24 protein-coding genes and 1 tRNA gene are annotated in these 23,795 nt (G+C 65.8%); 7 read left to right on the top strand and 18 right to left on the bottom strand.

Annotated elements, in window-relative coordinates:
• Nucleotides 1-38: 38 nt before the first annotated feature.
• From ACNJX9_RS29810 to ygfZ, 6 genes are all read right to left on the bottom strand, one after another.
• A complete protein-coding gene (locus ACNJX9_RS29810; protein ID WP_439405524.1) occupies nucleotides 39-2,753 on the bottom strand; it encodes a DUF2339 domain-containing protein in 2,715 nt (904 codons plus the stop codon).
• A gap of 47 nt (nucleotides 2,754-2,800) precedes the next feature.
• A complete protein-coding gene (locus ACNJX9_RS29805) occupies nucleotides 2,801-3,760 on the bottom strand; it encodes an NUDIX hydrolase (protein WP_057757204.1) in 960 nt (319 codons plus the stop codon).
• Between the two features lie 19 nt (nucleotides 3,761-3,779).
• Nucleotides 3,780-4,286, bottom strand: coding sequence for a tyrosine phosphatase family protein (locus tag ACNJX9_RS29800; protein WP_057757206.1), 507 nt, complete (start codon nucleotides 4,284-4,286; stop codon nucleotides 3,780-3,782).
• A gap of 175 nt (nucleotides 4,287-4,461) precedes the next feature.
• Nucleotides 4,462-5,076: a YfbR-like 5'-deoxynucleotidase gene (locus ACNJX9_RS29795; RefSeq protein ID WP_439405523.1), complete on the bottom strand. Its 615-nt coding sequence runs from the start codon at nucleotides 5,074-5,076 to the stop codon at nucleotides 4,462-4,464.
• Nucleotides 5,073-5,699 carry a DNA-3-methyladenine glycosylase I gene (locus ACNJX9_RS29790; RefSeq protein WP_057757210.1) on the bottom strand — a complete coding sequence of 209 codons (627 nt, stop codon included), beginning with the start codon at nucleotides 5,697-5,699 and terminating at the stop codon, nucleotides 5,073-5,075. Before ACNJX9_RS29790 ends, ACNJX9_RS29795 begins: the two co-directional genes overlap by 4 nt.
• Nucleotides 5,696-6,571, bottom strand: a complete 876-nt coding sequence (ygfZ, locus tag ACNJX9_RS29785) for a CAF17-like 4Fe-4S cluster assembly/insertion protein YgfZ (protein WP_439405522.1) — start codon at nucleotides 6,569-6,571, stop codon at nucleotides 5,696-5,698. Before ygfZ ends, ACNJX9_RS29790 begins: the two co-directional genes overlap by 4 nt.
• Nucleotides 6,572-6,667: 96 nt before the next feature.
• Between ygfZ and ACNJX9_RS29780 the strand changes: the two genes are divergently transcribed.
• Together ACNJX9_RS29780 and ACNJX9_RS29775 are read left to right on the top strand one after the other, a co-directional pair.
• Complete coding sequence (locus ACNJX9_RS29780) at nucleotides 6,668-8,002, top strand: dihydroorotase (protein WP_439405521.1); 1,335 nt, start codon at nucleotides 6,668-6,670, stop codon at nucleotides 8,000-8,002.
• A 159-nt stretch (nucleotides 8,003-8,161) separates the two neighbouring features.
• Nucleotides 8,162-9,031: a sulfurtransferase gene (locus tag ACNJX9_RS29775; RefSeq protein ID WP_057757217.1), complete on the top strand. Its 870-nt coding sequence runs from the start codon at nucleotides 8,162-8,164 to the stop codon at nucleotides 9,029-9,031.
• A 10-nt stretch (nucleotides 9,032-9,041) separates the two neighbouring features.
• On the opposite strand, the gene ACNJX9_RS29770 is transcribed toward ACNJX9_RS29775, so the two are convergent.
• The 4 genes from ACNJX9_RS29770 to ACNJX9_RS29755 form a co-directional block, all read right to left on the bottom strand.
• Nucleotides 9,042-9,308 (bottom strand): hypothetical protein, encoded by a 267-nt coding sequence (locus ACNJX9_RS29770; RefSeq protein ID WP_057757219.1) that lies wholly within the window; start codon nucleotides 9,306-9,308, stop codon nucleotides 9,042-9,044.
• A 251-nt stretch (nucleotides 9,309-9,559) separates the two neighbouring features.
• The gene (locus tag ACNJX9_RS29765) at nucleotides 9,560-9,937 is read right to left on the bottom strand and encodes a TIGR02301 family protein (protein WP_439405520.1); all 378 of its coding nucleotides are present in this window, start codon (nucleotides 9,935-9,937) and stop codon (nucleotides 9,560-9,562) included.
• Between the two features lie 46 nt (nucleotides 9,938-9,983).
• A complete protein-coding gene (locus tag ACNJX9_RS29760) occupies nucleotides 9,984-10,418 on the bottom strand; it encodes an NUDIX hydrolase (RefSeq protein ID WP_439405519.1) in 435 nt (144 codons plus the stop codon).
• Nucleotides 10,419-10,434: 16 nt separating this feature from the next.
• Nucleotides 10,435-10,932, bottom strand: coding sequence for a hypothetical protein (locus ACNJX9_RS29755; RefSeq protein WP_057757225.1), 498 nt, complete (start codon nucleotides 10,930-10,932; stop codon nucleotides 10,435-10,437).
• A gap of 61 nt (nucleotides 10,933-10,993) precedes the next feature.
• Between ACNJX9_RS29755 and ACNJX9_RS29750 the strand changes: the two genes are divergently transcribed.
• Nucleotides 10,994-11,758 carry an SOS response-associated peptidase gene (locus ACNJX9_RS29750; protein ID WP_439405518.1) on the top strand — a complete coding sequence of 255 codons (765 nt, stop codon included), beginning with the start codon at nucleotides 10,994-10,996 and terminating at the stop codon, nucleotides 11,756-11,758.
• 350 nt (nucleotides 11,759-12,108) lie between these two features.
• Here ACNJX9_RS29750 and ACNJX9_RS29745 read toward each other — a convergent pair whose 3' ends face one another.
• Nucleotides 12,109-13,149, bottom strand: a complete 1,041-nt coding sequence (locus tag ACNJX9_RS29745; protein WP_439405246.1) for an IS110 family transposase — start codon at nucleotides 13,147-13,149, stop codon at nucleotides 12,109-12,111.
• A 185-nt stretch (nucleotides 13,150-13,334) separates the two neighbouring features.
• Nucleotides 13,335-13,754 (bottom strand): hypothetical protein, encoded by a 420-nt coding sequence (locus tag ACNJX9_RS29740; RefSeq protein ID WP_057753777.1) that lies wholly within the window; start codon nucleotides 13,752-13,754, stop codon nucleotides 13,335-13,337.
• A gap of 106 nt (nucleotides 13,755-13,860) precedes the next feature.
• Here ACNJX9_RS29740 and ACNJX9_RS29735 point away from each other — a divergent pair, with 106 nt between their 5' ends.
• Nucleotides 13,861-14,421, top strand: coding sequence for a TetR family transcriptional regulator (locus tag ACNJX9_RS29735; protein ID WP_057753775.1), 561 nt, complete (start codon nucleotides 13,861-13,863; stop codon nucleotides 14,419-14,421).
• Nucleotides 14,422-14,554: 133 nt separating this feature from the next.
• On the opposite strand, the gene ACNJX9_RS29730 is transcribed toward ACNJX9_RS29735, so the two are convergent.
• From ACNJX9_RS29730 to ACNJX9_RS29705, 6 genes are all read right to left on the bottom strand, one after another.
• A complete protein-coding gene (locus ACNJX9_RS29730; protein ID WP_439405517.1) occupies nucleotides 14,555-15,748 on the bottom strand; it encodes a CaiB/BaiF CoA transferase family protein in 1,194 nt (397 codons plus the stop codon).
• Between the two features lie 35 nt (nucleotides 15,749-15,783).
• Nucleotides 15,784-16,713: a glycine reductase gene (locus ACNJX9_RS29725; RefSeq protein WP_439405516.1), complete on the bottom strand. Its 930-nt coding sequence runs from the start codon at nucleotides 16,711-16,713 to the stop codon at nucleotides 15,784-15,786.
• Between the two features lie 82 nt (nucleotides 16,714-16,795).
• Nucleotides 16,796-17,377 (bottom strand): GDP-mannose pyrophosphatase, encoded by a 582-nt coding sequence (locus ACNJX9_RS29720; protein WP_439405515.1) that lies wholly within the window; start codon nucleotides 17,375-17,377, stop codon nucleotides 16,796-16,798.
• Between the two features lie 9 nt (nucleotides 17,378-17,386).
• On the bottom strand, nucleotides 17,387-17,818 hold the full coding sequence (locus tag ACNJX9_RS29715) for a GNAT family acetyltransferase (protein WP_439405513.1): 432 nt from the start codon (nucleotides 17,816-17,818) through the stop codon (nucleotides 17,387-17,389).
• Nucleotides 17,819-17,820: 2 nt separating this feature from the next.
• On the bottom strand, nucleotides 17,821-19,248 hold the full coding sequence (locus ACNJX9_RS29710; protein ID WP_439410149.1) for an FAD-binding oxidoreductase: 1,428 nt from the start codon (nucleotides 19,246-19,248) through the stop codon (nucleotides 17,821-17,823).
• 23 nt (nucleotides 19,249-19,271) lie between these two features.
• A complete protein-coding gene (locus tag ACNJX9_RS29705) occupies nucleotides 19,272-20,261 on the bottom strand; it encodes an L-threonylcarbamoyladenylate synthase (protein WP_439405512.1) in 990 nt (329 codons plus the stop codon).
• 68 nt (nucleotides 20,262-20,329) lie between these two features.
• Here ACNJX9_RS29705 and ACNJX9_RS29700 point away from each other — a divergent pair.
• From ACNJX9_RS29700 to ACNJX9_RS29690, 3 genes are all read left to right on the top strand, one after another.
• A tRNA-Pro gene (locus tag ACNJX9_RS29700) sits at nucleotides 20,330-20,406 on the top strand.
• 242 nt (nucleotides 20,407-20,648) lie between these two features.
• The gene (locus ACNJX9_RS29695; protein WP_439405510.1) at nucleotides 20,649-22,436 is read left to right on the top strand and encodes an ATP-binding protein; all 1,788 of its coding nucleotides are present in this window, start codon (nucleotides 20,649-20,651) and stop codon (nucleotides 22,434-22,436) included.
• Nucleotides 22,433-23,791 (top strand): sigma-54-dependent transcriptional regulator, encoded by a 1,359-nt coding sequence (locus tag ACNJX9_RS29690; RefSeq protein ID WP_439405509.1) that lies wholly within the window; start codon nucleotides 22,433-22,435, stop codon nucleotides 23,789-23,791. Before ACNJX9_RS29695 ends, ACNJX9_RS29690 begins: the two co-directional genes overlap by 4 nt.
• Nucleotides 23,792-23,795 lie beyond the last annotated feature (4 nt).

The following is a 23,795-nucleotide window of genomic DNA, read 5'->3' as shown; positions in this document are numbered from 1 at the left end:
CCTCTCCCCGCCGGGGAAAGGTGAACACTCGACCTCCGTTATGAGCTTGTCTGCGGCGCCGGCGGTGGCATTGCCTGTCGCCGGAACAGGATGCGCTGGTAGAGCCAGCCGATCGCGACCAGCACGATGCCGAGGCCCATGAACGACAGCGCACGATAGACGCCTGTCAGCGTCGACATGTCGATGACGAAGGCCTTCAGGATCGTCAGCGCGATGACGGCGGCGGACGCCAGCCGCGCCCGTTCGGAGTTGGCGAGAATGCCGATGCCGAGCAGCACCACGCCGAAGGCGAGCCAGCCGATCGAATAGGTGTATTGCTCGGCTCCCGTGGTCTCGCCGCTGGTGAGGAACGGGCCGTGATAGAAGCGGCGGATCTCCAGCGTCAGATAGACAAGCGCAAACACCAGCGCGGCCCCCGCGATCGTGTTCGCATAGACCTTGCCCCGCGCGCCGACGACCGCGTAGGCGAGCAGCAGCATCAGCACCGCGGGCAGGGCGTAACCGAGCAGCAGCAGGTTGAACACGGCGCCGCCGACATCAATGTGCCACAGCAGCGGATTCTCCAGGAACAGCAGGCCCAACACGCTGATGCAGCCGGCGATCGCCGTCAGCACGATGGCGCCGACATTGTGCACGATAGAGTGGCTGCGCAGCCGCAACCGCTCCAGTCCGATCGCCATCGCCAGCGCCACGCAGACCTGAAGAGCGGCCTCCAGCAGCGAGGGCGATGCGATCATGTCGCCGCCGGTCGCGAAGTGGCGGACCTCCATGAAAGCGAGCAGCGCGGTGAACAGGATCGCGGCCGCTTCCACCATGCGCAGCGGCGCATCGTCGCCCCTGCGGCGCAGGAACCGGCTCGCCGCCCAGAACGAGGCGGCCGGCAGGCCATAGCCCCACAGCAGCCAGTTGAAGATCGGCGTGGTGCCGACGGCATCGCCAACGATGCGCGGATCATAGAGGATGCGCGCGGTGACGATGCCGGCGAAGATCGCGGCGAGCCAGCGCAGGAACGGGATCGGCCGCTGCAGCGCAATCCAGGCGGTGCCGAGCGACATCAACGCCAGCGCGATGGTGAGCCAGCCCTTCTCCAGCGCGAAGGTCAGCGCCAGGGCCAGCGCGCCGAGCGTGCCGGTCGCGAACAGCGCCGTCGAGATCGCAAGTCCCGGCCGGGTCTCGCGGCGGGTCAGCGTTTCGGTCGCAGCGCCGAACGCAGCTGCCAGCAGCACGGCGAGGATCGCGAACGGGATCGAGCGGTCGAGATGGGCGATGCGGGCGTAGAGCGCGATGAGGATCGCGATTGGCGTCGCGACACCTGCTGCCGACCACACCACGGGAATGATCGCCGAATGCGAGCGACCCTGGGCGAAGAAGCCGGCGATGCCGAAGCCGGCGGCGAAGATCGCGGCCATCGCCAGATGCTGCGTCACCGCGCTGTCGATCGCGTTCGGCGTGATGCCTGGCATGGGGCCGCCCGGCAGCACCAGCATGTCGGGATTGGCGCGTACCGCCCATTCGGCGAACACGATGAACACCGTTGCCGCCGCCGCGCCCAGCGCGCCGACGGCAGCCTCTGCGCGCCAGGCGACGAACAGCGTGGCCGCAACGAGCAATGTGTAGGCGATTAGCGCGAGGTCAGCATGCGCGCTCGACAACACGATCAACATCGCGCCGAACAGATAGGCACCGAGCGCGCTCGAGGAGACCGGCTCGATCTGGCCGCCTTCGATATCAGGGCCGAACATGAAGCCGCAGACCACGAGCAATGCAGCGAGCACGAAGCCTGACATCACGTGGAACGCATGCGGCGCGACGTGCAGGTCACCGGTATCGAGGCCCGGGAAAATCCAGAGCACGGCGAAGACGATCGTCGTCACCGCGAGCCAGCGCCATAGCCTGATGCGGGCGAGGCCAAAGCTCGCGGCGGTGACGATGGCAAGATAGATGTACAGCGCCCAATAGTCCGGCTTGCCGCTGGAGACCAGCACCGGCGTTGCGAAGGCGCCGACGATGCCGAGGCCCGCGAGCGCCGGCCCGTGCAGCAAAGCTGCCGCGAGCGTGGCCATCGCCACGATGCCGAGCAGCACGAAAGCGGTGGCCGGCACGAGGAAGCCATAGAGCGCATAGGCCGCATAGACGGTCGCGAACGCCACCGCCGTTCCAGCCGCGGTGAGGATCGCGGGGATGTTGGCGATCGGCAGCGCTGCAATGCTCGAGATGCTCTCCTTGCGCCGCGTCCATTCGCCGGCACCCAGCAGCGCGGCCGCAAACAGTCCGCCCAGGAATACCCGCACGCCGGGGCCGACAAGGCCGGCCTCGATCGAATAGCGCACCATGAAGAAGCCGCCGAGCGCGAGCGCCAGGCCGCCGATCCACACCACCCAGCGGGTGCCGAGCCGTTCCTCCAAGCCGGGGGCGGGGGCGGGCGCGGGCAGCGGCGGCGGCGCGCCGCCTGCGGGGCTGGCTTCAGGACTTGCTTCGAGCGGCGGCGGCGCAGCCTCTTCGGTGGCGAGCGGCGGCGTGGTCTCGGCCTCCGGCGCAAGCGGCGGCGGCTCTGCTGCACTCGTCGCAGGCGCGTTTGCGGGCGCCTGCACCAGCACAAGTGGCGGAGGCTGAACCCGGCGCGCCTGCAGTTCGGCCTCCAGCGCGCCCAGGCGGCGGCGCAATTCGGTTGCCTGGTTCGACGTTTTCAGCGCGATCAGGAACGCGGCGATCGCAATCATCACGGCAAAGACGTCGAACGGGGCGTCGAACATGGGGTCTCCTGGCAATCGGCGGGCAGGGGCCGACAGCAATCCTTGATCTAGCGCCGGGAGCGTACGCGCAAGCCTGGCGCCGGCCGTTCCTGGAGCACGTCGCGGCGGAAGCGATAGAGCGCCGCCGGTCTCCCGCCCGTCTGTGTCGACATCACGCCGGTCGGTTCGACCAGCGCCTCGGTTTCGACCAGGCGACGGAAGTTCTGCTTGTGCAGGTGCCGGCCGGAGATCGCCTCCACCGTATACTGCAACTCCGTGAGTGTGAACTCGGCGGGCAAAAGTTCAAACACCACGGGGCGATACTTCAGCTTTGCCCGCAGCCTGGCGATCGCTGTGGCAAGGATCCGGCGGTGGTCGAAGCGCATGGACGTGCCGAGCGCGGGCAGGGACTTGCGCGCCAGCGCCGCAGGCCGGCCGTCGCGTCGCGCCTCCTCGACGAGGCCGGCCTCGTAGAGCAGCTCGTAGCGGTCGAGCACGCGCTCCTCGTCCCAGGCCGCGCCGTCGAGGCCGAAATAGAACCGCACGCGATCCTTGCGCGGCAATGCGCGCGTCGTCTCGGGCGTCTCCTCCTCGGCCCATGCCGTCAGCGCCGGGATGATGTCACGGGCGATGATCGCCGGCGGTGCCTCGCGCCGGTCTTCCCAAGGGAAGAAGCGATACCAGGGCTCGAAGCTCGCGGCATTCGCAGCTCCCTCGGCGGTGCGCGTCAGCGCGAGATAGCCGATCGACACCATATGCGCGCCGGTGTGGCCGGCCTCGGCATGACGGCCGCGATCGCCAAACGTGTAGAGCTGCTCGACATAGCCGAGCCGCAATCCCACCTGTTCCTCGACCCACGCACGCAGGCCGATCTCGAAGGTGCGATGGCTCGGCGCATCGAACGGACCGAACGGCAGCCCGGCGAGCCCGTCGGCGCCGCGCGCGGTCAACACCAGCGGCTCGTGGTCCTCGATCGCGACGATCGCGGCGGTCAGGCCGATCTCGATCGGCGTCAGCTTGTCGCTCATGCGATGGGGATTGCAGGTGTCATTCGAGCTCGATCACGAAGGGGCGGCCTTCGACCAGCATCTCGCCCGGGCCCATCTCGTCGAGCGCGCGCAGCATGCGGCCGTTGCGGCCGAGCGCGCGGTCGGCGAGGTCGACGATGCGGCGGTTCGGCGAGGCGATCGGGGAGGCCGCACGGATCTTCTTCGCAATCTCGATCTCGTCGCGATCAGGATTGAGCGCGCAGACGGCGGCGAACGCGCTCGCCGTGGAGCGGCTGATGCCGGCATAGCAATGCACCACCAGCGGCGCAGCCCGATCCCAGCCGCGCACGAAATTCAGCACCTGTTCGATATGCGCCTCCGACGGTGCGACAAAGCCGTCCATCTCCTCGGTGATGTCGTCCATCGACACCTTGAGATGATTGGCCGGAAGCACCGACACCGGCCGCGCCACCTGCTCGACATTGGCCATCACGGTCAGCACATGGCTGGCCCCGGTGCGGCGAACGGTTTCGGGAAGGGCGGCGAGCGAGCAGACGTGGATCATGGCGGACCTTTTAATTGATTATAGCGAGCGCTCGTAGGGTGGGCAAAGGCGCATCGCGCCGTGCCCACCACCTCGCATTTGCGCATCTCATTCGGTTTGGTGGGCACGCGGAGCCTGTCATCGGGCGCGCATTCGCGCGACCCGGTGGCTTTGCCCACCCTACGAAAGGATGATGCTACGCGAACACCGCCCCAAACCGTTCCAGAAACTGCTTCTCGGCCCGCGCCGCTGTCCAGGGCGTCAGATAGTCGCGCCTGATATTGTCGGAAAGGCCGGGATCCTTGCCGAACAGCCGCTTCGCCTCGCCTTCGCTGAAGCCGGCAAGTTCGGTCGCCTCGAGGTAAGCCGCGCCGCGATCGGCGGCCTTGATCGCCAGCGTGATCTCCTCGGGTAGCACCGGCGGCAGGCCGAAGCGGATGTGGATGGCGCCGAGCAGGCGCTTCTCCACCGCCTTGTAATGGCCGTCGAGCACCGCCTTGAACGGCGAGATCATGTCGCCGATGACATATTCAGGGGCGTCGTGCAGCAGCGCGGCGAGCCGGATGCGCTGGTCAGCGCGCGGCATCTCGTGCCGCAGCACGGTCTCCACCAGCAGCGTGTGCTGGGCGACCGAGAAGATGTGCGCGCCGATGGTCTGTCCGTTCCAGCGCGCCACGCGCGCCAGCCCGTGGGCGATGTCGGCGATCTCGACATCGAGCGGGGAGGGATCGAGCAGGTCGAGCCGCCGACCCGATAGCATGCGCTGCCAGGCCCGGGATTCGGATGCGCGCGCGCTCTTCCTGGCCGTCATTTGGCCTTGAGGCGCGGCTTGCGCTGCAGCTTGCTGCAGGTCGCGTGGCAATGGCAGTCGACGAGATGGTCGTTGACCATCCCGGTCGCCTGCATGAAGGCATAGACAATAGTGGGGCCGACGAATTTGAAGCCGCGCGAGGACAGCTCCTTGGAAATTTGCATCGACAGCGGTGTCGACGCCGGGACGCTTGCCGTGGTCTTGAAATTATTGACCTTGGGCCGGCCGTCCATGAAGCCCCAAAGAAGTTTCGAAAAGCCCGGGCCCTTCTCCATGATGTCGAGGTACGCCTTCGCGCTCAGGATCGTGCCTTCGATCTTGGCCTTGTTCCGCACGATGCCGACATCGTTCATCAGCGCATGCACCTTCCTGTCGGTGTAGCGCGCGATCTTCTCCGGCTGGAAATCGTCGAAGGCTTTGCGGAAATTGTCGCGCTTGCGCAGGATCGTGATCCAGGACAGGCCGGCCTGAAAGCCGTCGAGGATCAGCTTTTCATAGAGCGCGCGGTCGTCATATTCAGGCACGCCCCATTCGGTGTCGTGATAGGCGACATAGAGCGGGTCTTCGCCCGGCCAGGGGCAGCGGGTCTTTCCGTCGGGATGCAGGCGGGGAGCGCGGCTCATGCAATGGGCTGCTTTGCGGGAATGCGAACGACGTCCGGTTCTGCCAACCTCAGGGCGAGCCCGCCAGCGGTGAGCGGCTGGCCGGCATCGAGCGCATCGGCAACGCGGTCGATCCGCACCAGCGCAATCCCCTTGCCCTTCGCCGATGAGCCCATGGTGCCGACGGATTTGTCGCCGGCCATGACACTGACGCCGACTTCCGGCGCGGAATCCTCGAGCAGCACCTTCACGCTGCGGGTCCGCGCAGTGCCGCGATGCTGCATGCGCGAGACGACCTCCTGGCCGACATAGCAGCCCTTGTCGAAATCGACGCCGGCAAGGCGATCCATGTTGGTCTCGTGCGGGAACGCATCGCTGTACATGAAATCGAGCCCGCCGCGCGGCACGCCGAGCGCGATCCGGTGCGCCTCGTACTCGGACGCATCGACCAGCTCGGCGCCGATCAAATCGGAGAGCTTCTGCTTGAGATCTTCGGGGATCAGGATGCGCGTGCCGAGCTCGGCATTGCGGGGATCGGCGAAGGCGAGATCCGGCTGCGTCGCGGGCTGGCCGTCCCAGGCCGCGAGCACGCCGAGCTCGAGGATCTCCACGGTGACCTTGGCGCGCAGCTTGTAGAATTTCAGCTTGGTGGCAAGGCCATCGGTCAGCGGCTTCGGGCAGTCGATCAGGAACCCGCCGCCATGGCCGCCAGGGGCTTCCGTGATCAGGAAATCCACGATGATCTTGCCTTGCGGCGTCAGCAGCGCGCCGAATCGCCCCAGGCCCGGCTCGAGCTTGTCGACGTCGGTGGTGATGAGGCCGTTGAGGAAGTTGCGTGCGTCCTCGCCGGCGACCTTGATCACGCCCCGGTCGGGAAGAAACGCTGATTTCATGTGAAAATCTCTTGCGACATGGTGCTCCGGAACGTAAGCCCGCAAGGCATAAACGACAAGACCTCGGGCCCTGCGCTTGGGGATGAGAGAGGCCCCATGACCCAGCGTTTCGATGTGATCCTCAAGGGCGGCACCGTCGTCAACCAGGACGGCGAAGGCGTTCGCGATATCGGTATCATCAATGGCCGCATCGCCGAGCTGGGTCCGCTGTCGCAGGGCTCGGCGGCGGAGGTGATCGACTGCAAGGGCCTGCACATCCTGCCCGGCGTGATGGACACGCAGGTGCATTTCCGTGAACCCGGGCTGGAGCACAAGGAAGATCTCGAATCTGGCTCGCGCAGCGCCGTGATGGGTGGCGTCACCGCCGTGTTCGAGATGCCGAACACCTCGCCGCTCACGGTGACCGAGGCCACCTTCTCCGACAAGGTGAAGCGTGCCCATCATCGCATGCATTGCGATTTTGCTTTCTTCATCGGCGGCACCCGCGAGAACGTGCAGGACCTGCCGGTGCTCGAGCGTGCCCCGGGCTGCGCCGGCGTGAAGGTGTTCATCGGCTCCTCGACCGGCGCGCTGCTGGTGGAGGATGACGAGAGCCTGCGCCGCATCTTCCAGGTGATTCGTCGCCGTGCGGCGTTCCATGCCGAGGACGAGTACCGCCTCAACGAACGCAAGTCGCTCCGCATCGAGGGCGATGCGCGCTCGCATCCGGTCTGGCGCGACGAGACCGCGGCGCTGATGGCGACGCAGCGCCTGGTCAAGCTCGCGCATGAGACGGGAAAACGCATCCACGTGCTGCACATCTCGACCAAGGAAGAGATCGAGTTTCTGCGCGACCACAAGGACGTCGCCTCCTGCGAGGCGACGCCGCATCATCTGACGCTGGTCGCACCCGAATGCTACGAGCGGCTCGGCACGCTGGCGCAGATGAACCCGCCGGTGCGATCAGCCGATCATCGCGCCGGCATCTGGCGCGGCATCGAGCAGGGCATCATCGACGTGCTCGGCTCCGACCACGCCCCGCATACACTGGAAGAAAAGCAGAAGACCTATCCGGCCTCGCCCTCCGGCATGACCGGCGTGCAGACGCTGGTGCCCTTGATGCTCGATCACGTCAATGCAGGCCGGCTTTCTCTCGCGCGCTTCGTCGATCTCACCAGCGCCGGCCCGGCGCGCCTTTACAACATGGCTTGCAAGGGCCGCATCGCCGCCGGCTACGACGCCGACTTCACGGTGGTGGACCTCAGGCGCAGCGAAACCATCACCAGCAAATGGGTGGCGTCCAAGGCCGGCTGGACCCCCTATGACGGCGTCCGCGTGACGGGTTGGCCCGTCGGCACCTTTGTGCGCGGCAAGCGCGTGATGTGGCAGGGCGAGCTGGTGACGCCGTCGCAGGGCGAGGCGGTGCGGTTTCTGGAGACGCTGAAGCAGTAACCGATGTCTGGTGGGGACCCGCAGACCTTCCCCACCCGTCATTGCAAGCGCAGCGAAGCAATCCAGAATCCCGCCGCGGAAAGACTCTGGATTGCTTCGCTTCGCTCGCAATGACGAGGGGAGAGGCCTACACTTCCTCGCGAACGGGAGTGTAGTCCGATGTCCCAGCCCACCGCCCTCATCACCACCGAGCAAGTTGCCGCGATCCTCGCCGATCCCGATCTCCGCCTCTACGACTGTACGACCTACAACGAGCCGGTGCCACCAGGCAGCGACGTGCCCTATCGCGCCGTCCCCGGCGACAAGACGTTTGCCGCCGGCCACATCCCGGGTGCCGACTATCTCGATCTGCAAGGCGAGTTCTCGGATGCTTCCGCGCAGCAATTCTTCACGATGCCAGATGTGGCCCAGCTCGAGGCCGCCTTCGGCCGTCACGGTGCAGACGCATCCAAAACCATCGTGCTCTACAGCATCGGCACCATGATGTGGTCGACGCGGTTCTGGTGGATGCTGCGTTCCCTTGGCGTCGTTGCGCGCGTGCTCGACGGCGGCTTCGACAAATGGAAGGACGAGGGGCGGCCGGTCGAGACGGGTGCGCCGAAGGGTTATCCGGCGACAACCTTCAAGGCCTCGCCGCGGGCAGGCTTGTTCGTCGACAAAGATTTCGTGAAGGAGCGCATCGGCGATCCCGCGACTGTCACCGTCAATGCGCTCGGACCGCAATTTCATAGAGGACTCGAGCCGAGCCGCTACGGCCGGCCCGGCCGCGTGCCCGGCAGCGTCAACGTGTCGGCTGCAACCCTCGTCAATGCCGACAAGACGCTGACGACGCTCGCCGATGCCGAAGCCAAATTCGCCGCGGCCGGCGTCACGCGCGACAAGAACGTGATCCTCTATTGCGGCGGCGGTATCTCGGCGACGATCGACCTCTTGATGCTGACGCAGCTCGGCTACGACAAGCTGACGCTCTACGATGCGTCGATGGGCGAATGGGCGAGGGACCCGTCGCTGCCGATCGAGACGGATTAAAGCGCGGGCTTTACTGCCGTGCCAGGCTGACGGAGAACTCGCCGTTGCGGATGCGGGCGGGAAAGCCCTCGACGAATTTTGCCACCGCGTCCTCGCCATAGGTACCGACGAGCTCGGCCAGCGCCGCGAACAGGCTCGCTTGCGCCAGGCAATCGCCATCGACGCCGTCATGGCGCGCTTCGGCCCAGGCCTCGTTCAGATAGCTCAGGGCGGCCTGTTTCTGCTCATGGTCGGGCAGCGGCGCGCGGGCGGGGGCGTAGGAAATCGGCTGGCTCATGAAACTCGATCAGGGCTGGGGCGCGATCCACGGCGATGCGCTGTGCGAGAGGTGTAGCACGCACATTAACGACCGCTAGGCCACATCTTTAAGAACGGTTAACGGCTGTGAACAAAGTCGACGACAGGGTTCCAGTCATTGTCATTCCGGGGCGCGACGAAGTCGCGAACCCGGAATCCATCGAGCCACCAACTCTGCGGCTTGATCGATTCCGGGTTCGCGCTATGCGCGCCCCGGAATGACGGAGAAAGCTAGTTCGCGTAGCGCGCCGTCAGATCCCGCGAGATCTTCGAGCCTTCGTCGATGTAACGACGAATCGCCACCGTCGCCGCCGGCGTGCAGCTTCGGTAGGTTTGCTGAAAGCCGTTATAGCCGCGGTTGAAGGCGGCGATCATGCGGGTGCGCCGCTCGCCGGCAGGGGTTTCGGCATCGATCAGCGCCTGCATCTCGCTCCGCCATTTGTTGCCCTCGTTGGCGCCGCAGATGCCGCGAAGATAATGCAGGCCGCCCAGGATCTCGGCCAGCCGCTGCAAATCGGCGTCGAACGGCGCTGCCACGTCCTGGGCCCGGGCGGGCACGGACGCGCAGGCGAGGATCAGGGCAAAAATGGCCAGAAATCGCGGGAACATCGGCGGGCTGTATGCCCCCTCAGAGCTGATGACGCAAGGCGGGCGGTCAGGGGCCGATCAGGCGCGCGGCGGACTGGACGATCTCCTCCAGCCCCCCGGTCAGCTTGAGGTCGCTGAGGCTGCCAAGCGTATCAGGGGCGATCCACCTGAAATCGTCGAGTTCGTCGTTCAGGGTGGGTTCCCGCGCCAGCCAGCGGGCGGCAAAGGACAGGATCAGGTAATGGCCGGCACCGGGTGCGGCCGGCAGCACCTCGCGCCAGCCGGCAAGGCTGACGATCTCGATGGCGAGCCCGGTTTCCTCGTCGACCTCACGTTTCACGGCCTGATGCAGCGATTCGCCGAATTCGACCCGGCCGCCTGGCAGCGAATAGAAGCCCTTGGCGGGGGAGCGGGCGCGTCGGGTCAGCAGGACCTTGCCGTCGCGGAAAATCGCGGCGCTGACGGCAATCTGTGGATGGGTGGGCTGGACGAGCGTGGCCATATCTTCAAGACTTGGCCTAGTTCGCCATGATGGTATCGACGTCGGCTTCCGCGCCGCCGTTGATGATGCCGCCGCAGGCCGCGATCAGCGGCTTGACCCAGGCCGTCGCCTGCTCGGCGAGGCGAACGCGGGTTGAGTCCTTCTCGACCTCGCGCATGGCCGAGCCGACCGCTGTGAGAATCGAGGTCATGGTGTCGGTGATGTGGTCGAACTGGGCGCGCACGGACGGTTCGGCCTTCTCATAGGCCTCGATGGCGAGATCCCGCGCCTTGAAATTCGACGCCGTGAAATGCTCGGCATAGGACAGCGGCGACCAGGTCAGAAAATCCTCGGCGCATTCAGGCATATCCGGGATCATCTCCAGGAGCATCACGGCTTCATTGAAATGGTTGAGATAGTCGGTGGCAAGCCCGGTCCGCGGGTTGATATTGGCCAGGCGCAGCCGCTCGGCCCAGGCCACGGCCTCGGGGCCCGTCTGTGCGCGCATCGCGGGTTGGGAGGCCATTGAGCTCATCGGCCGCAGTGTTAACGTCCGGGGTTAAAAGGACCTCAACGGACCCTATATTGGCGCAAGGATGTGTGGACGCTTTGTCATAACTTCGGCCCCCGCGGCCTTACGGCAGCTGTTTGGCTATATCGAGCAGCCGAATTTCCCGCCCCGGTACAATGTCGCCCCGACGCAACCTGTTCCGGTCGTCCTGGTCGAGAATGGCGCACGCCATTTCCGCCTGATGCGTTGGGGCCTGCTGCCGGGCTGGGTCAAGGATCCCAAGGGCTTTACGCTCCTGATCAACGCCCGCTCGGAGACGGTGCTGGAAAAGCCCGCGTTCAAAAAGGCGATTCGCCGGCGGCGCGGCCTGATTCCGGCTGACGGCTATTACGAATGGAAAGCGGAGGGCGGCCGCAAGCAGCCGTTTTTCATCCATCACGCCGACGGTGCCCCGCTGGGTTTCGCCGCATTGTTCGAAACCTGGATCGGGCCGAACGGCGAGGAGCTCGACACGGTCGCGATCGTGACGGCCGCCGCCGGCGAAGATTTGGCTGCGCTGCATGATCGCGTCCCCGTCACCATCAGCCCGCGCGATTTCGAGCGCTGGCTCGATTGCCGCGGTGACGAGATCGATGCGATCCTGCCGCTGATGACGGCGCCCCGCGTCGGCGAATTCGCCTGGCACCCGGTCTCCACCCGCGTCAACCGCGTTGCCAATGACGACGAGCAGCTGCTGTTGCCGATCAGCGCGGAGGAGATGGCGGCAGAGGTAGAGGCGGCGAAGCCGAAGAAGGTTGTGCGGAAAGTTGCAGGTGCGGCTGTGGATGACGGGCAGGGCTCGTTGTTCTAGGCGATGGTGCGTAGGGTGGGTTAGTCGCAGCGTAACCCACCAACTTCGTTCGACGTGCGCGGAAGCATGGTGGGTTACGCCTTCGGCTAACCCACCCTTCTGTAACGGGCTTTCAAAGGTCAATCCCTTTTTTGCGTCGTACCGTTCGCCGGGGTCTTGCTTCTGTACGGGGTCGGCGCAAGGCCGCCACCTGATGGGGTTTGAAGAGGATAGGCCGACCAATCTACGTTCGCGTGGTCGCAAGGGCCACTGGATGGGTTGCGGTCTGACCTGATCCATCGTCCCGGCGAGGGGACTTCGCTTCGAGAGGGAGGTGTCGTGACCCGCTCGAAAACCTTTTGCCTCCTTGTTTAAGCTGCAGCAGCGATTTTCTTGTGGGCTGGATTGAACGGCGTCCCATCGACCAGCATCCGATGCATGATCACAGCTAATCTGCGCGCCAGCGCGACCTTCGCCTTGCTCATGCCGGCTCGCTTGGCGATCCGCATCGCCCAGCTCTTCAGCTCGGTGCAGCCTTTGAGCGGCTTGGTCAGCATGATGTGTGCGGCCTCGTAGAGCGCGGTGCGCACCGAAGCGTCACCGATCTTGCTGATCCGACCGGTATAGTCGGTCTCGCCGGACTGATACTTCTTCGGGGTTATCCCGAAATGCGCCCCCACTTGCTTGGACGATTTGAATCGGGCTGGATCGTCAATTGCCGAAGCATAGGTGAGCGACACAACCGGTCCGACGCTCGGGGTCGACATCAGCAGCTTGGCTTTGGCATCGGAACGCGCCATCCGACGAACCTGCTTCTCAAAACCGTTGAACTCGCGCAGCAGCACAGCGTGTACCGCCAGCAAGGCCTCTGCGACGGTCTCCAGGTTCGGGTGACCTGCCACCAGCTCACGGATCCGTCCGCAAAAACTTCGTTCTGTCGTCGGTCCGACCTTGAGCCCAAACCCGCGCAAGATCCCGCGCAGGCTGTTCTCGACATCGCGCAACTTCGACTGCACCAGCTTGCGGGCGGTCAACACCGTGCGCGTCTCCTGCGCGTCCATCGACTTGCAATGCACCGGGCGGAACCAGCCGAGCCGCATCAACTGGGCGATGCCGCGCGCATCGTTGCGGTCAGACTTCACCGGCATCGCCTCAAAGGCTTTGCGGACGTGCCGCGTCTCCAGTAGCTCCACTGCAAGACCGGCAGCCTTCATCGCCGCAAACAGCCATTGTGACAGCGGTCCGGCTTCCAGCCCGATCCGCTCGAGGCCCAAACCCAAACCGTGGAACCAGGCGATCAGTGCCTCCGGCTCGCTCGTCACCTTGGCCTCCCGCAAAATCTTGCCGCTGGCGTCAACAACACACACGCTTGAGCATTCCAATGATACGTCGATTCCGGCATAGTGGTGCATGGTCGTTCCTCAATGATGCTTGGAGCGGGCTTGCCCGACTCCGTTTGATACCATCAGTCTGAGGGACGACCGCCTCCCAAGCCAGCCGCGCGACGCGCGCCTTCAAATAGCGCCGTAGCTAGCGCGGCTGGCTTGGGAGGCCTCCGTGCCCGTTACCCCATCTACAAGACCTGTACTTGTTCGCCTCAAGCCGCCGCAGCGACCGCCGATCCGAGCGCGGCGTTGCTGAAGGCTTCGCCGCCGATGCCCCAGCCGCCGTCCACGGCGTAGCTGACATTTGCAAAAATATGCTCGCGCTTGATGCGTCCCTCGGCCGCCTTCTCGATGATGGTAGTTCCCTCGGAGATCCAGGCGTCCTTCAGCTCCTGCGTCGGCAGCACGAAGGACGGCACCTTGAGCTCGAACACGGCAATGTCCGCGGGCTTGCCGCCGGAATAGGTGCGCCGCTTCGGCACCACGGTCACCTCGCCGATGACGTTCGGCGTCATGAAGCGGTTGCCGGTGAGGCCGTGCAGGCGCAGCAGCAGCTCGGTCAGCTTGCCGAATGCCTCGGCTTCCCCTGATGGCGTCAGCGCGCCTTCGGGAACGATGATCTGGATAGGCATGTGAGAAGTCTCCCTTTGAGCCGTCAGATAACGGTCGTTATATAAAACATAACGATCGTTATATCGTCAAGCCTAATATAACGATCGCTATCGAGAGGTGACGGCGATGGCACGACCGAAGAAGAGCGATGGAGACGCTCGCACGCGGCTGGCGGACGCGGTCGGGCGCGGCTTCCGCACCGGTGGATTCGGTGGCGCCGGGGTGGATGCGCTCGCAAAGGGCGCGGGCCTCACGTCGGGGGCGTTCTACGCCCATTTCGAGTCCAAGGCGGATGCGTTCCGGCTCGCGGTCGCGGACGGGCTCGCCTTCCTGCGCGGCGGCATCGCCCAGTTTCAGGCGCAATATGGCAGCGGCTGGCGCGATCCTTTCATCGATTTCTATCTGGGTGAGCGGATGGAGGTCGGTCTCGATGAAGCCTGCGCGCTGCCGAGCTTCTCCTCCGACGTCGCGCGCGCGGACGCGGCCACGCGCGCTGTCTATCAGGGCGAGCTGGAGCGTCTCGCGGACCTCGTTGCGCAGGGTTTTCGGGGCACGCATGCGCGGCAGCGCGCGCTGGCACTGCTGGCGATCCTGACCGGCGCAGCCGACATGGCCCGCGCGGTGAAGGACGATGCCGCCAGGCGCGAGATCCTCGCCGCGGCCAAGGTCGCGGCCAAGGCGATATAGCCCGCGGGCGCGTGCGGTCGATCTCGATGCAGTAGGGTGGGCAAAGCGGACGCGTGCCCACGCGTTTTCGTGACCGAGAGGGATCGTGGGCACGGCGCAAGGGCGCCTTTGCCCACCCTACGGCAGCGGACTTCTACACGATCTCCCGCGCCCTCAGCGCTGCGATCTCCGCCGCGTCAAATCCGAGCTCGCTTAGTACCGCATCCGTATCCGCGCCGAGCTCCGGCGCCATTCGATCGAGTTTGCCGCCGCCATGGGCGAGCTTGAAGCCGCTGCCGGCAAAGCGCAGGCGGCCATAGGGCGTGTCCAGCTCCTGCATCGCGCCGCGCGCCCTGATCTGCGGGTGGTCGATCACCTCCTCGATCTTCCAGATGCTGGCGCAGGGTGCGCCGGCATCCTCGAGGATCGTCTCCCATTCGCGCGCGGGTTTTGCCGCCAGCGCCTCTTCGATGATGGCCCGCAGTGCCGGTTCGTTTTCGTTGCGGGAAAACCAGTCGGCAAAGCGCGGATCGCTCAGCGTATCCTCGCGGCCGAGCGTGGTCATCAGCGCGCGGTACTGCTTCTCATTGTTGACCGCGAGCAGGATGTAGCCGTCGCCCGCCTTGAACAGGTTCGCGGTGGTCTTGCGGCTGACGGCCTGGTTGCCCGAAAGCTGCTGGCGATGGCCGGCGACCGACCAGTCCGCGATCTGCCCCGACAGAAACGCCAGCGTCGCCTCCAGCATGGAGACGTCGACGAGCTGGCCCTTGCCGGTGCGGTCGCGTTGGTACAGCGCGCTCGACACGGCAAATGCGGCCGTTGCGCCCGAGAGCACGTCGCACACCGCAAAGCCGGCGCGCGTCGGGCCCGTCGAGGGGTGGCCGGTGATCGCCATGATGCCGGACAGCGCCTGCATCTTGCCGTCATAGCCGGGCCGCAGACGATCCGGGCCGGTCTGGCCGAAGCCCGACACCGCGCAATAGATCAGTTTTGGATTGATCGCCGACAGCGCCTCGTAGCCGATGCCGAGCTTGTCCATCACTCCCGGGCGGAAGTTTTCCATGACGACGTCGACCGTGGCGGCAAGCTTCTTCACGATCGCGATCGCGTCAGGCTTTTGCAAGTCGAGCGTCAGGCTGCGCTTGTTGCCGTTGATGGCCTGGAACGCCGGGGCCAGTCCGCGCTCGGCCCATTCGCGGGATAGCGGCGTGCGGCGCATGTCCTCGCCCTCGCGCCGCTCGACCTTGATGACGTCGGCGCCCAGCAGCGCGAGCTGGTAGCTCGCATAGGGCCCGGCCAGCACTTGCGTGAAATCCAGGATCTTCACGCCCTCGAACGGTCGCGTCACGTCTCTCTCCCGACGGTTATTGTTATTGGAAGACGTCAGGCGGCGCGGTTGCCGCGGGCGATCTCCTTCTGCTTGTCGAATTCGGCGCGGCGACGCGCCAGCTCTTCCGGCGACAGCTGCGCGACATTGTTATAGTCGAGCTTCCAGGAGGCGTCCTCGCTCCAGCGCAGCGGCGACTGCATCGTGGTCTGCGGCCCGCTCGCGGTCTCCAGCAGCGTGAGCGCCAGCTCCAGCGTCTGTGCCTGCGAGGCGATGTCATGCGGCTTGCCGGCGGAATTGCCGAGCGGGAAGTCGCTGAACAGAAAGCGCGGCACGGCCGCGTGCTCGATGATGTCCTTGGCACAGCCCATGATCACGGTCGCAATGCCATTGGCCTCGAGATGCCGTGCCACCAGCGCGGTGGTCTGGTGGCAGACCGGGCAGTTCGGCACCAGCACCGCGACGTCGACCGCATCAGCGAGGCAGCGCGCCAGGATCTCCGGCGCGTCGGTGTCGAGCGTGACGCGATGGCTGCGATTGGTCGGCGCGCCAAAAAAGCGCGGAGCGACCTCGCCGATGCGGCCGGCGGCTTGCGCCGTCAACAGTTGCGGCAGTGGAAACCAGGTGCCGTTGTCCGCCGCAGTGGTGTGCTTGCGGTCGTAGCCGATATGGGAGATGCGCAGGTCGTGCTGCTTCGACGTGTCACCGTCATAGACCTGGTAAAACTTCGCGCTGCCGTTATACGCCGCGCCGGGCCCCTGGTCGCCCTTGCCGGGATCATAGGGTGCCGCCGTGGTGATGATGGTGACGCGAGACTGCGCCAGCGGCTTCTTCAGCTTCTGAAACGGCGCCGCGGTGTAATGCGCCCAGCGATATGGCGTGGTGTAGCCGATCGCGCTGTAATAATCCCGCGTGCGCTGCATATAGGGGATCGGGGAATCGTAATCGGGCGCAAAGCCGAATTCATCGTCGCGCGGAGCGGACATGGGCGCGTCTCCTGGTTCTTGGTTAGCGCCAGACTAGAGGTAGTTTTCGGGTTGCTCAAGCGGGGCGAGGTGAATAGCGCACCTACTGAAAAATATGCAGTGCCGCGTATTGCAGCAGCATGATCGCCTTGCCGTCGATGATCCTGCCGTCCGCGATCATCGCCAGGGCCTCATCGATGCCGAGCTCCAGCACCTCGATGTCCTCGCCCTCATGCTCGAGGCCGCCGCCGTCGCTGACCCGCATATGCGGCTCGTACTCCGCGACGAAGAAATGCAGCTTCTCGGTGATGGCACCAGGGCTCATGAAGGCTTCGAACACCTTGTGCACATGGTGCAGGCGATAGCCGGTCTCCTCCTCGGCCTCGGCACGGATGCGGGCCTCGGGCTCGGCATTGTCGAGCACGCCGGCAGCGGCCTCGATCAGCAGATCATCATAGCCGCGAATGAAAGCCGGCAGGCGGAACTGCTTCACCAGGATCACGCTGCGCTGGGCGCGATGATACGGCAGGATGGCGGCGGCGTTGTCGCGCTCATAGGTCTCGCGCTTCTGTGTCTGCCACTCGCCGTTGGCGCGACGGTAATCGAACGTGGTGCTCTTCAGCGTGGTCCAGCCGTCCGAGAGTACGCGGACGTCCTTGATGCGGACGCGGTCGGAAATGGTCATGATTGTCTTTCAGTGTTCGCGGCCGTCGAGCCACTTCTGGAACATCATCGACGTCGATTCCTCGAACGCCAGCGATTGGTAGAACGCACTCGCCTGCGCATTCTCGCGGCGGACCAGGAGCTGGAGCTTTGCGATGCCGGCCGCGCGCAGCCAGTCCTCGGCCGCCGTCATGATGGCGCGACCATAGCCGCGCTTGCGGCCATCGGGGTCGACCGCGACGTAATAGACCCAGCCGCGATGGCCGTCATGGCCAACCATGACGGTCGCCACGATCGCGCCGGCGTCGCGGCCAACGAGCACCGTCGAGTTCTCGCGCCGCCGTGCCAGCGCGATATCGGCATGCGGATCGTTCCAGGGGCGCGTCAGGCCGCAGCGCTGCCACAGCGCCACCACCGGCTCGACATCGGTATCGTCGATCGGATGGATCTTGAGAGCGGACATGCCTACAGAACCTTCCCCGGATTCATGATGCCCAGCGGATCGAGCATCGCCTTGATCGACCTCATCAGCTCGATCGCGGTCTTGTCTTTCACCTCGGGCAGCTCGTCACGCTTGAGCACGCCGATGCCGTGCTCGGCCGAGATCGAGCCGCCCATGCGCAGCACGATCTCGAACACCACGGCGTTCATCTCATGCCAGCGCGCGAGAAAGTCAGCGGTGTTGGCGCCGATGGGCTGGCTGACATTGTAATGCAGATTGCCATCGCCGAGATGGCCGAACGGCACCGGCCGCGCGCCGGGGATCAGCTTGATCACCGCGGCATTGGCTTCCTCGATGAAATCAGGCACCGCGGCGACGGGAACGGAGATGTCGTGCTTGATCGAGCCGCCCTCCGGTTTTTGTGCCGCCGACATCTCCTCGCGCAGTTTCCAGAAGGCGTTGCGTTGGGTCAGGTTGGCCGCGATCACGGCGTCGTCGACGATCTCCTCTTCCATGGCGCGGCCAAGAATCGTCTCCAGCGGCGTGCGGGCGTCGTCGCTGGCTGTGGACATCTCCATCAGCACGTACCAGGGGTGCTTCTCGGCGAGCGGATCGCGCACGTCGATGCCGTGGCGGATAGAGAAATCGACCGCCATCTCCGACAGCAGCTCAAAGCTCGTCAGCGCATTCGCGGCCTCGCTCTGCGCGATGGTCAGAAGCTTGAGCGCGGCTGCCGGCGATTTCAGCCCGACATAGGCGGTCTCGATCGCCCGCGGCTTCGGAAACAGTTTGAGCGTCGCCGCGGTGATGATGCCGAGCGTGCCTTCCGCGCCGATGAAGAGATTGTGCAGATTGTAGCCGGTATTGTCCTTCTTCAGCTTCGACAGCACGTCGAGCACGCGCCCGTCGGCGAGCACGACCTCGAGCCCCAGCGCCATCTCGCGCGCGACGCCATAGGCGAGCGCCGCGGTGCCGCCGGCATTGGTCGAGAGGTTGCCGCCGATGGTGCAGCTGCCTTCCGCGCCCAGCGACAGCGGAAACAGGCGGTCGACGTCGGCGGCCTTCGCTTGCGCGATCTGCAAGACCACGCCGGCCTCACATGTCATCGTGTTGGATGCGGTGTCGACCTCGCGGATCTTGTCCAGCCGCCGCAGCGACACCACGACCTCGCCGTTGTGCGGCGTCTGCCCGCCGACCAGCCCGGTATTGCCGCCCTGCGGCACCAGCGCGATTCTGTGCTCGGAGGCGAGCTTGCAGATCGCGGACACTTCCGCCGTCGAGCCCGGGCGCAGCACCAGGGGCGAGCGGCCGTGGAACAGGTTGCGCTCCTCGGTGACGTAGGCCTCGATATCACTGGGATCGGTGATGGCATGACGATCGCCGACGATCTTGCGAAATTGGTCGATCAGCTCGGGCGCAAGCGGTGGAGTGGCGGATTGGTTGATGTTCATTTCGTCTTCTTTCATTCCGCGTTCTAGCGCGCAACTGCCGCGCGCCGCAGCCGGTCATTGATCGCTTCGCCCAGGCCTTCTTCCGGAATCGTCATCACGGCAATCGCCTTGGGTGCCTTCGCATCGAGGCTGCGAAGATAGCCGAACAGATTGGCCGCGGCTTCATCGAGATCAGCAGTGGACGACAAATTCATGATGGCGGCAGCGGCCTCCTGGCCGGGCAGGCGCGCAGGGCCAAATGCCAGCAGCGCCTCGCCGGGCGCAACGTCTCGCGCGCGCAGCCGCACGGTCGCGCGCGGCGCGTAATGCGAGGCCAGCATGCCCGGCGCCAGCGGCTGGCTGTCGTCGCTGTCGGCCTCGACAGGCGGCCGCGTCAGCGGCGCGCCGAGCACGGCCTCGATTCTCTCGCGCGAGAGTCCACCGGGGCGGAGCAGCATCGGCGCCTCAAAGCAGCCAACAATCGTCGATTCGACGCCGACCGCAACAGGTCCGCCGTCGATGATCAGGTCGATCCGTCCCGCAAGATCGCTCTCGACATGGGCCGCCAGCGTCGGCGAGACGTGGCCGGAGATATTTGCGGACGGTGCCACCACTGCCCCGCCAAAGGCGCGCAGGATCGCCTCCGCTACGGGGTGCGCGGGAATGCGGATCGCGACGGTGTCGAGGCCGGCGGTGGCCAGATCGGCCACGGGGCAGTGCTCGGTCTTCGGCACCACCAGCGTCAGCGGTCCCGGCCAGAACGCCTCCGCAAGCCTGATCGCGCGCGCGTCGAACCGGCCGATCCGCCGTGCCGCCGCGAGGTCGGGGACATGGGCGATCAACGGATTGAACGCCGGCCGGCCCTTGGCGCTGTAGATGTGAGCGACCGCTGTGGCATTGGCGGCGTCGGCGCCGAGCCCATAGACCGTCTCGGTCGGAAACGCGACCAGCCCGCCGGCGGCGAGGGTCCGGGCGGCAGCTTGTGCACCGGCCTCGCCGGCCGGCAAAATCAGCGTTTCAAGACCCGTTTTCACAGGGACAAAATTCCTCTTATCGGCCGCTTGCGGTGCGCCAAACCCGACGCTATAAGCCGGCCTCTTGTCGGAGTGTGGCTCAGCCCGGTAGAGCACTGCGTTCGGGACGCAGGGGTCGCAGGTTCGAATCCTGCCACTCCGACCATTCTTCCAAAAGTTGGCGTTTTCCAAAGGCTTGGCGGACCGGCCGCCAGCGCCTTCTGGGCCCTTTTTGCAACGATTTTGAAGGCGGGTCCACGGCCGATTTGCCCTTCGCAGGCTGACCTGTTCCGCGGGCATGGCTCGTGGCTGGGCCGAAGTCGCGTCGCCCGAGCGGCTGGCCGGACGTTCCGCCACCGCCGTGGGCGATGTGGTACCTAGCGATATTGCCTCGATCCGGAGCCTCGATTGCAACCTCCTCGTCCAGTCCCGCTGCGGCACGCGCTGATCGCAGCATTTGCGCTCGCGGCGATCGCGGCGGCGGGCTGGCTGGCTTACGTGCTGGCGCTCGATGCCGGCTTTGCGCGGATGCAGCGGGAGGGCAATGACCGGCTCGCGCTGATCGCCAGCACTTTCGATGCGACTGTCGCGCGTTATCGCTATCTGCCGGCGGTGCTGGCGCTCGCCGATCCGATTCGCGAGCTCTATCGCGATCCACAGGATACAGCGGCGATCGCTGCCGCCAATCACTACCTCAAATCCCTCAACCAGGGTGCGCGATCCGCGGAGCTGTATGTGCTCGACAGCACCGGCGTTGCGCTGGCGGCGAGCAATTTCGATCAGGAGTCGAGTTTCGTCGGATATAATTACGCGTTCCGCCCCTATTTCGTCGATGCCATGCGCTCCGGCGAAGGTCATTATTACGCCGTTGGTGCCACGACGGGACAGCCCGGCTATTTCCTGTCGCATCGGATCACGGAGGGCGGCAAAACCCTCGGCGTCGCCGTGGTCAAGATCGATCTCTCTGCGCTCGAGGCCGATTGGGCGCGGGCGGGCGATCTCGTGGCGATGGAAGACGAGAACGGCGTGGTCTTTCTCGCCAGCCGCGCGGACTGGAAGTATCGCCCGCTGCTGCCGGTTCCCGCCGAACGCCTCGCAGAGCTGAATGCCGCGCAGCAATTCGGTCAGGCCATCGACGCCGCGCCGATCTTCGTGCCCAAGAGCAGCCGCCGGGGCATCGAGATCGGTCACGCGCGCGGCCGCGGCAATACCGAGCTCGGGGAGTACGCGCTTCAGATCCGCCCGCTCGATCGGGGCTGGAAGCTGCTGTTGTTCTCCGACGTCGTGGATGCACGGCGCAATGCGGCGACCGTCGCGATCGCCGGAATGTTCGCTCTCATCGCCTTGCTGCTGGTGGTGCTGGTGGCCTATCAGCGGCGTCAGGTCGTCAGGGCCAAGCTCGAGGCGCATGACGTTCTCGAGCGTCGGGTGGCCGAGCGTACGGAAGAGCTGCGCCGGACCCTCGAGAGCCTGGTCCAGAGCGCCAAGCTCGCCAGCCTCGGTCAGGCACTGGCCGGCGTCGCGCACGAGATCAACCAACCGCTGGCCGCGCTGATCACCTATGTCGCCAGCAGCCGCGTCCTGCTCCGCCGCAACGAAGTCGATCGCGCGGCTGAGAACCTCGACCTGATGTCGTCGATCGCCGAGCGCATGATGGCGCTGATCGACCACTTACGGATGTTCGCGCGCAAGGAAACCGGCTCGCGCAGCGCCGTCGCGCTCGCGCCTGTCATCGACAACGCGGTCCGCCTGCTGCAATACCGCATCGAACACGAGCATATCGAGGTGGTGCGCATCGCGCCCGCCGAGCCGCTTTACAGCTTCGCCAATCCGATTCGGCTCGAGCAAGTCGTGGTCAATCTGTTGTCGAATGCAATCGATGCGATGCGCCAGTCCGAGCGGCGCTTGCTTAGGGTGGCGCTCGGCAGCGAAGCCGCCAACGCCGTGATCGAGGTCACCGACACCGGGGCCGGCATCGCGGCCGAACACGTCAAATCGCTGTTCGATCCGTTCTTCACCACCAAGGAGGTTGGCGAAGGGCTTGGCCTCGGGCTTTCGATCTCGTACGGAATCGTCAGGGAGTTCGGGGGCGACATCTTGGTGGACAGCGTGCCGGGCAGGGGGTCGACTTTCAGGGTCGTCATTCCGCTGCTGGATGTCGCGCCGGCCTCGCAACATCGGGAATTGCAGGCATGAGTGGCAGCGTGCTCGTCGTCGACGACGAGGACATCGTCCGCAATTCGGTGCGGCAATGGCTGGAGCTCGGCGGCTTCACGGTTCGCGCTGCCGCCGGCGCCGACGAGGCCATGCGCTTGGTGAAAGACGTTCCGCCCGACGCCGTCCTGACCGATTTTCGCATGCCGCAACGATCCGGGCTCGACTTGATGCGCGAGATTCACCGCGTCGATCCCGACATTCCCGTGGTGCTCCTGACTGCGCATGGCGACGTGCCGCTGGCGGTGGCCGCCATGCGCGAGGGCGCCTACGATCTCCTGCAGAAGCCTCACGATCCCGAGCTGCTGTCGGCGGTCATCACGCGCGCGGTCGAGCGGCGGCAACTCAAATTGCAGCTCCGCCAGCTGTCCGATCGGCTGGCCGCGCCCGGCGCGATCGATGCGCGCCTGATCGGCCTGTCGCGGCCGATGGAAGCGGTGCGGGCCAGCGTGCTCGAGCTCGCCGGTCACGATCGCGACGTCATCATCACCGGCGAGACCGGCACCGGCAAGGAGGTGGTGGCGCGGGTCCTGCACGATTTCGGAGCGCGTGCGAAGCGGCCGTTCGTCGCCGTGAACTGCGCCGCGATTCCGGCCGAGCTGTTCGAAAGCGAATTGTTCGGTCACGAGGCCGGGGCCTTCACCGGTGCGCGTGGCGCCCGCGTGGGGAAATTCGAGCACGCCAATGGCGGCACGCTGTTGCTGGACGAGATCGAGAGCATGCCGCTGCCGTTCCAGGCCAAGATCCTGCGCGCGCTCCAGGAGCGCACCATCGAGCGGGTCGGCTCCAACAAGCTGCTGCCGGTCGATGTTCGCGTCGTCGCGGCGGCCAAGGGCGATCTTGCCTCCGAGAGCCGTCAGGGACGTTTCCGCTCCGATCTCTATTTCCGCCTTGCCGCGGCGGAGATTCACCTGCCGCCGCTGCGCGAGCGCGGCAACGACATCCTGCTGCTGTTCGAGCATTTTGCCGCTGCGGCCGCCAAGGGCGCCGGCCGCACCATGGCGCCGCTGCGGGCGGACGATCTCGATGCGCTGCTCGCCCATGACTGGCCCGGCAATGTGCGCGAGCTGAAGAACGTCGCCGAGCGCTATGCGCTGGGACTCGCGGCGACCGGCCGCAGCGTTGCCGAGATCCTGCGGCGCGGCGAGCCGGGAGCGCCGCAGCGGACGCTCGCCGATCGCGTCGCGTCCTATGAACGCGCGCTGATCGAGGCCGCCTTGCGCGAGCACGATTGGTCGATTGCGGCCGTCACCGCGGAGCTTGGCGTGCCGCGCCGGACGCTGAACGAGAAGATGGCGAAATACGCGCTGGCGCGGCCCGGCCGCAAGGAGCCCTGAGTCG

It is taken from the genome of Bradyrhizobium sp. BLXBL-03 (assembly GCF_051853015.1).
GTDB classification, from domain to species: domain Bacteria; phylum Pseudomonadota; class Alphaproteobacteria; order Rhizobiales; family Xanthobacteraceae; genus Bradyrhizobium; species Bradyrhizobium manausense.
Note: the sequence above shows the minus strand (reverse complement) of the source record. Positions and strands in the feature narration are given on the sequence as shown.

Bases quoted from the DNA above. Each gene is read 5' to 3' on its own strand.
- ygfZ (WP_439405522.1), bottom strand. From the start codon at position 6,571: ATGAAATCAGCGTTTCTTCCCGACCGGGGCGTGATCAAGGTCGCCGGC.
- ACNJX9_RS29740 (WP_057753777.1), bottom strand. From the start codon at position 13,754: ATGCCTATCCAGATCATCGTTCCCGAAGGCGCGCTGACGCCATCAGGG.
- ACNJX9_RS29760 (WP_439405519.1), bottom strand. From the start codon at position 10,418: ATGGCCACGCTCGTCCAGCCCACCCATCCACAGATTGCCGTCAGCGCC.
- ACNJX9_RS29800 (WP_057757206.1), bottom strand. From the start codon at position 4,286: ATGATCCACGTCTGCTCGCTCGCCGCCCTTCCCGAAACCGTTCGCCGC.
- ACNJX9_RS29715 (WP_439405513.1), bottom strand. From the start codon at position 17,818: ATGTCCGCTCTCAAGATCCATCCGATCGACGATACCGATGTCGAGCCG.
- ACNJX9_RS29805 (WP_057757204.1), bottom strand. From the start codon at position 3,760: ATGAGCGACAAGCTGACGCCGATCGAGATCGGCCTGACCGCCGCGATC.
- ACNJX9_RS29770 (WP_057757219.1), bottom strand. From the start codon at position 9,308: ATGAGCCAGCCGATTTCCTACGCCCCCGCCCGCGCGCCGCTGCCCGAC.
- ACNJX9_RS29780 (WP_439405521.1), top strand. From the start codon at position 6,668: ATGACCCAGCGTTTCGATGTGATCCTCAAGGGCGGCACCGTCGTCAAC.
- ACNJX9_RS29750 (WP_439405518.1), top strand. From the start codon at position 10,994: ATGTGTGGACGCTTTGTCATAACTTCGGCCCCCGCGGCCTTACGGCAG.
- ACNJX9_RS29810 (WP_439405524.1), bottom strand. From the start codon at position 2,753: ATGTTCGACGCCCCGTTCGACGTCTTTGCCGTGATGATTGCGATCGCC.
- ACNJX9_RS29725 (WP_439405516.1), bottom strand. From the start codon at position 16,713: ATGTCCGCTCCGCGCGACGATGAATTCGGCTTTGCGCCCGATTACGAT.
- ACNJX9_RS29765 (WP_439405520.1), bottom strand. From the start codon at position 9,937: ATGTTCCCGCGATTTCTGGCCATTTTTGCCCTGATCCTCGCCTGCGCG.
- ACNJX9_RS29775 (WP_057757217.1), top strand. From the start codon at position 8,162: ATGTCCCAGCCCACCGCCCTCATCACCACCGAGCAAGTTGCCGCGATC.
- ACNJX9_RS29735 (WP_057753775.1), top strand. From the start codon at position 13,861: ATGGCACGACCGAAGAAGAGCGATGGAGACGCTCGCACGCGGCTGGCG.
- ACNJX9_RS29790 (WP_057757210.1), bottom strand. From the start codon at position 5,699: ATGAGCCGCGCTCCCCGCCTGCATCCCGACGGAAAGACCCGCTGCCCC.
- ACNJX9_RS29690 (WP_439405509.1), top strand. From the start codon at position 22,433: ATGAGTGGCAGCGTGCTCGTCGTCGACGACGAGGACATCGTCCGCAAT.
- ACNJX9_RS29755 (WP_057757225.1), bottom strand. From the start codon at position 10,932: ATGAGCTCAATGGCCTCCCAACCCGCGATGCGCGCACAGACGGGCCCC.
- ACNJX9_RS29745 (WP_439405246.1), bottom strand. From the start codon at position 13,149: ATGCACCACTATGCCGGAATCGACGTATCATTGGAATGCTCAAGCGTG.
- ACNJX9_RS29710 (WP_439410149.1), bottom strand. From the start codon at position 19,248: ATGAACATCAACCAATCCGCCACTCCACCGCTTGCGCCCGAGCTGATC.
- ACNJX9_RS29720 (WP_439405515.1), bottom strand. From the start codon at position 17,377: ATGACCATTTCCGACCGCGTCCGCATCAAGGACGTCCGCGTACTCTCG.
- ACNJX9_RS29795 (WP_439405523.1), bottom strand. From the start codon at position 5,076: ATGACGGCCAGGAAGAGCGCGCGCGCATCCGAATCCCGGGCCTGGCAG.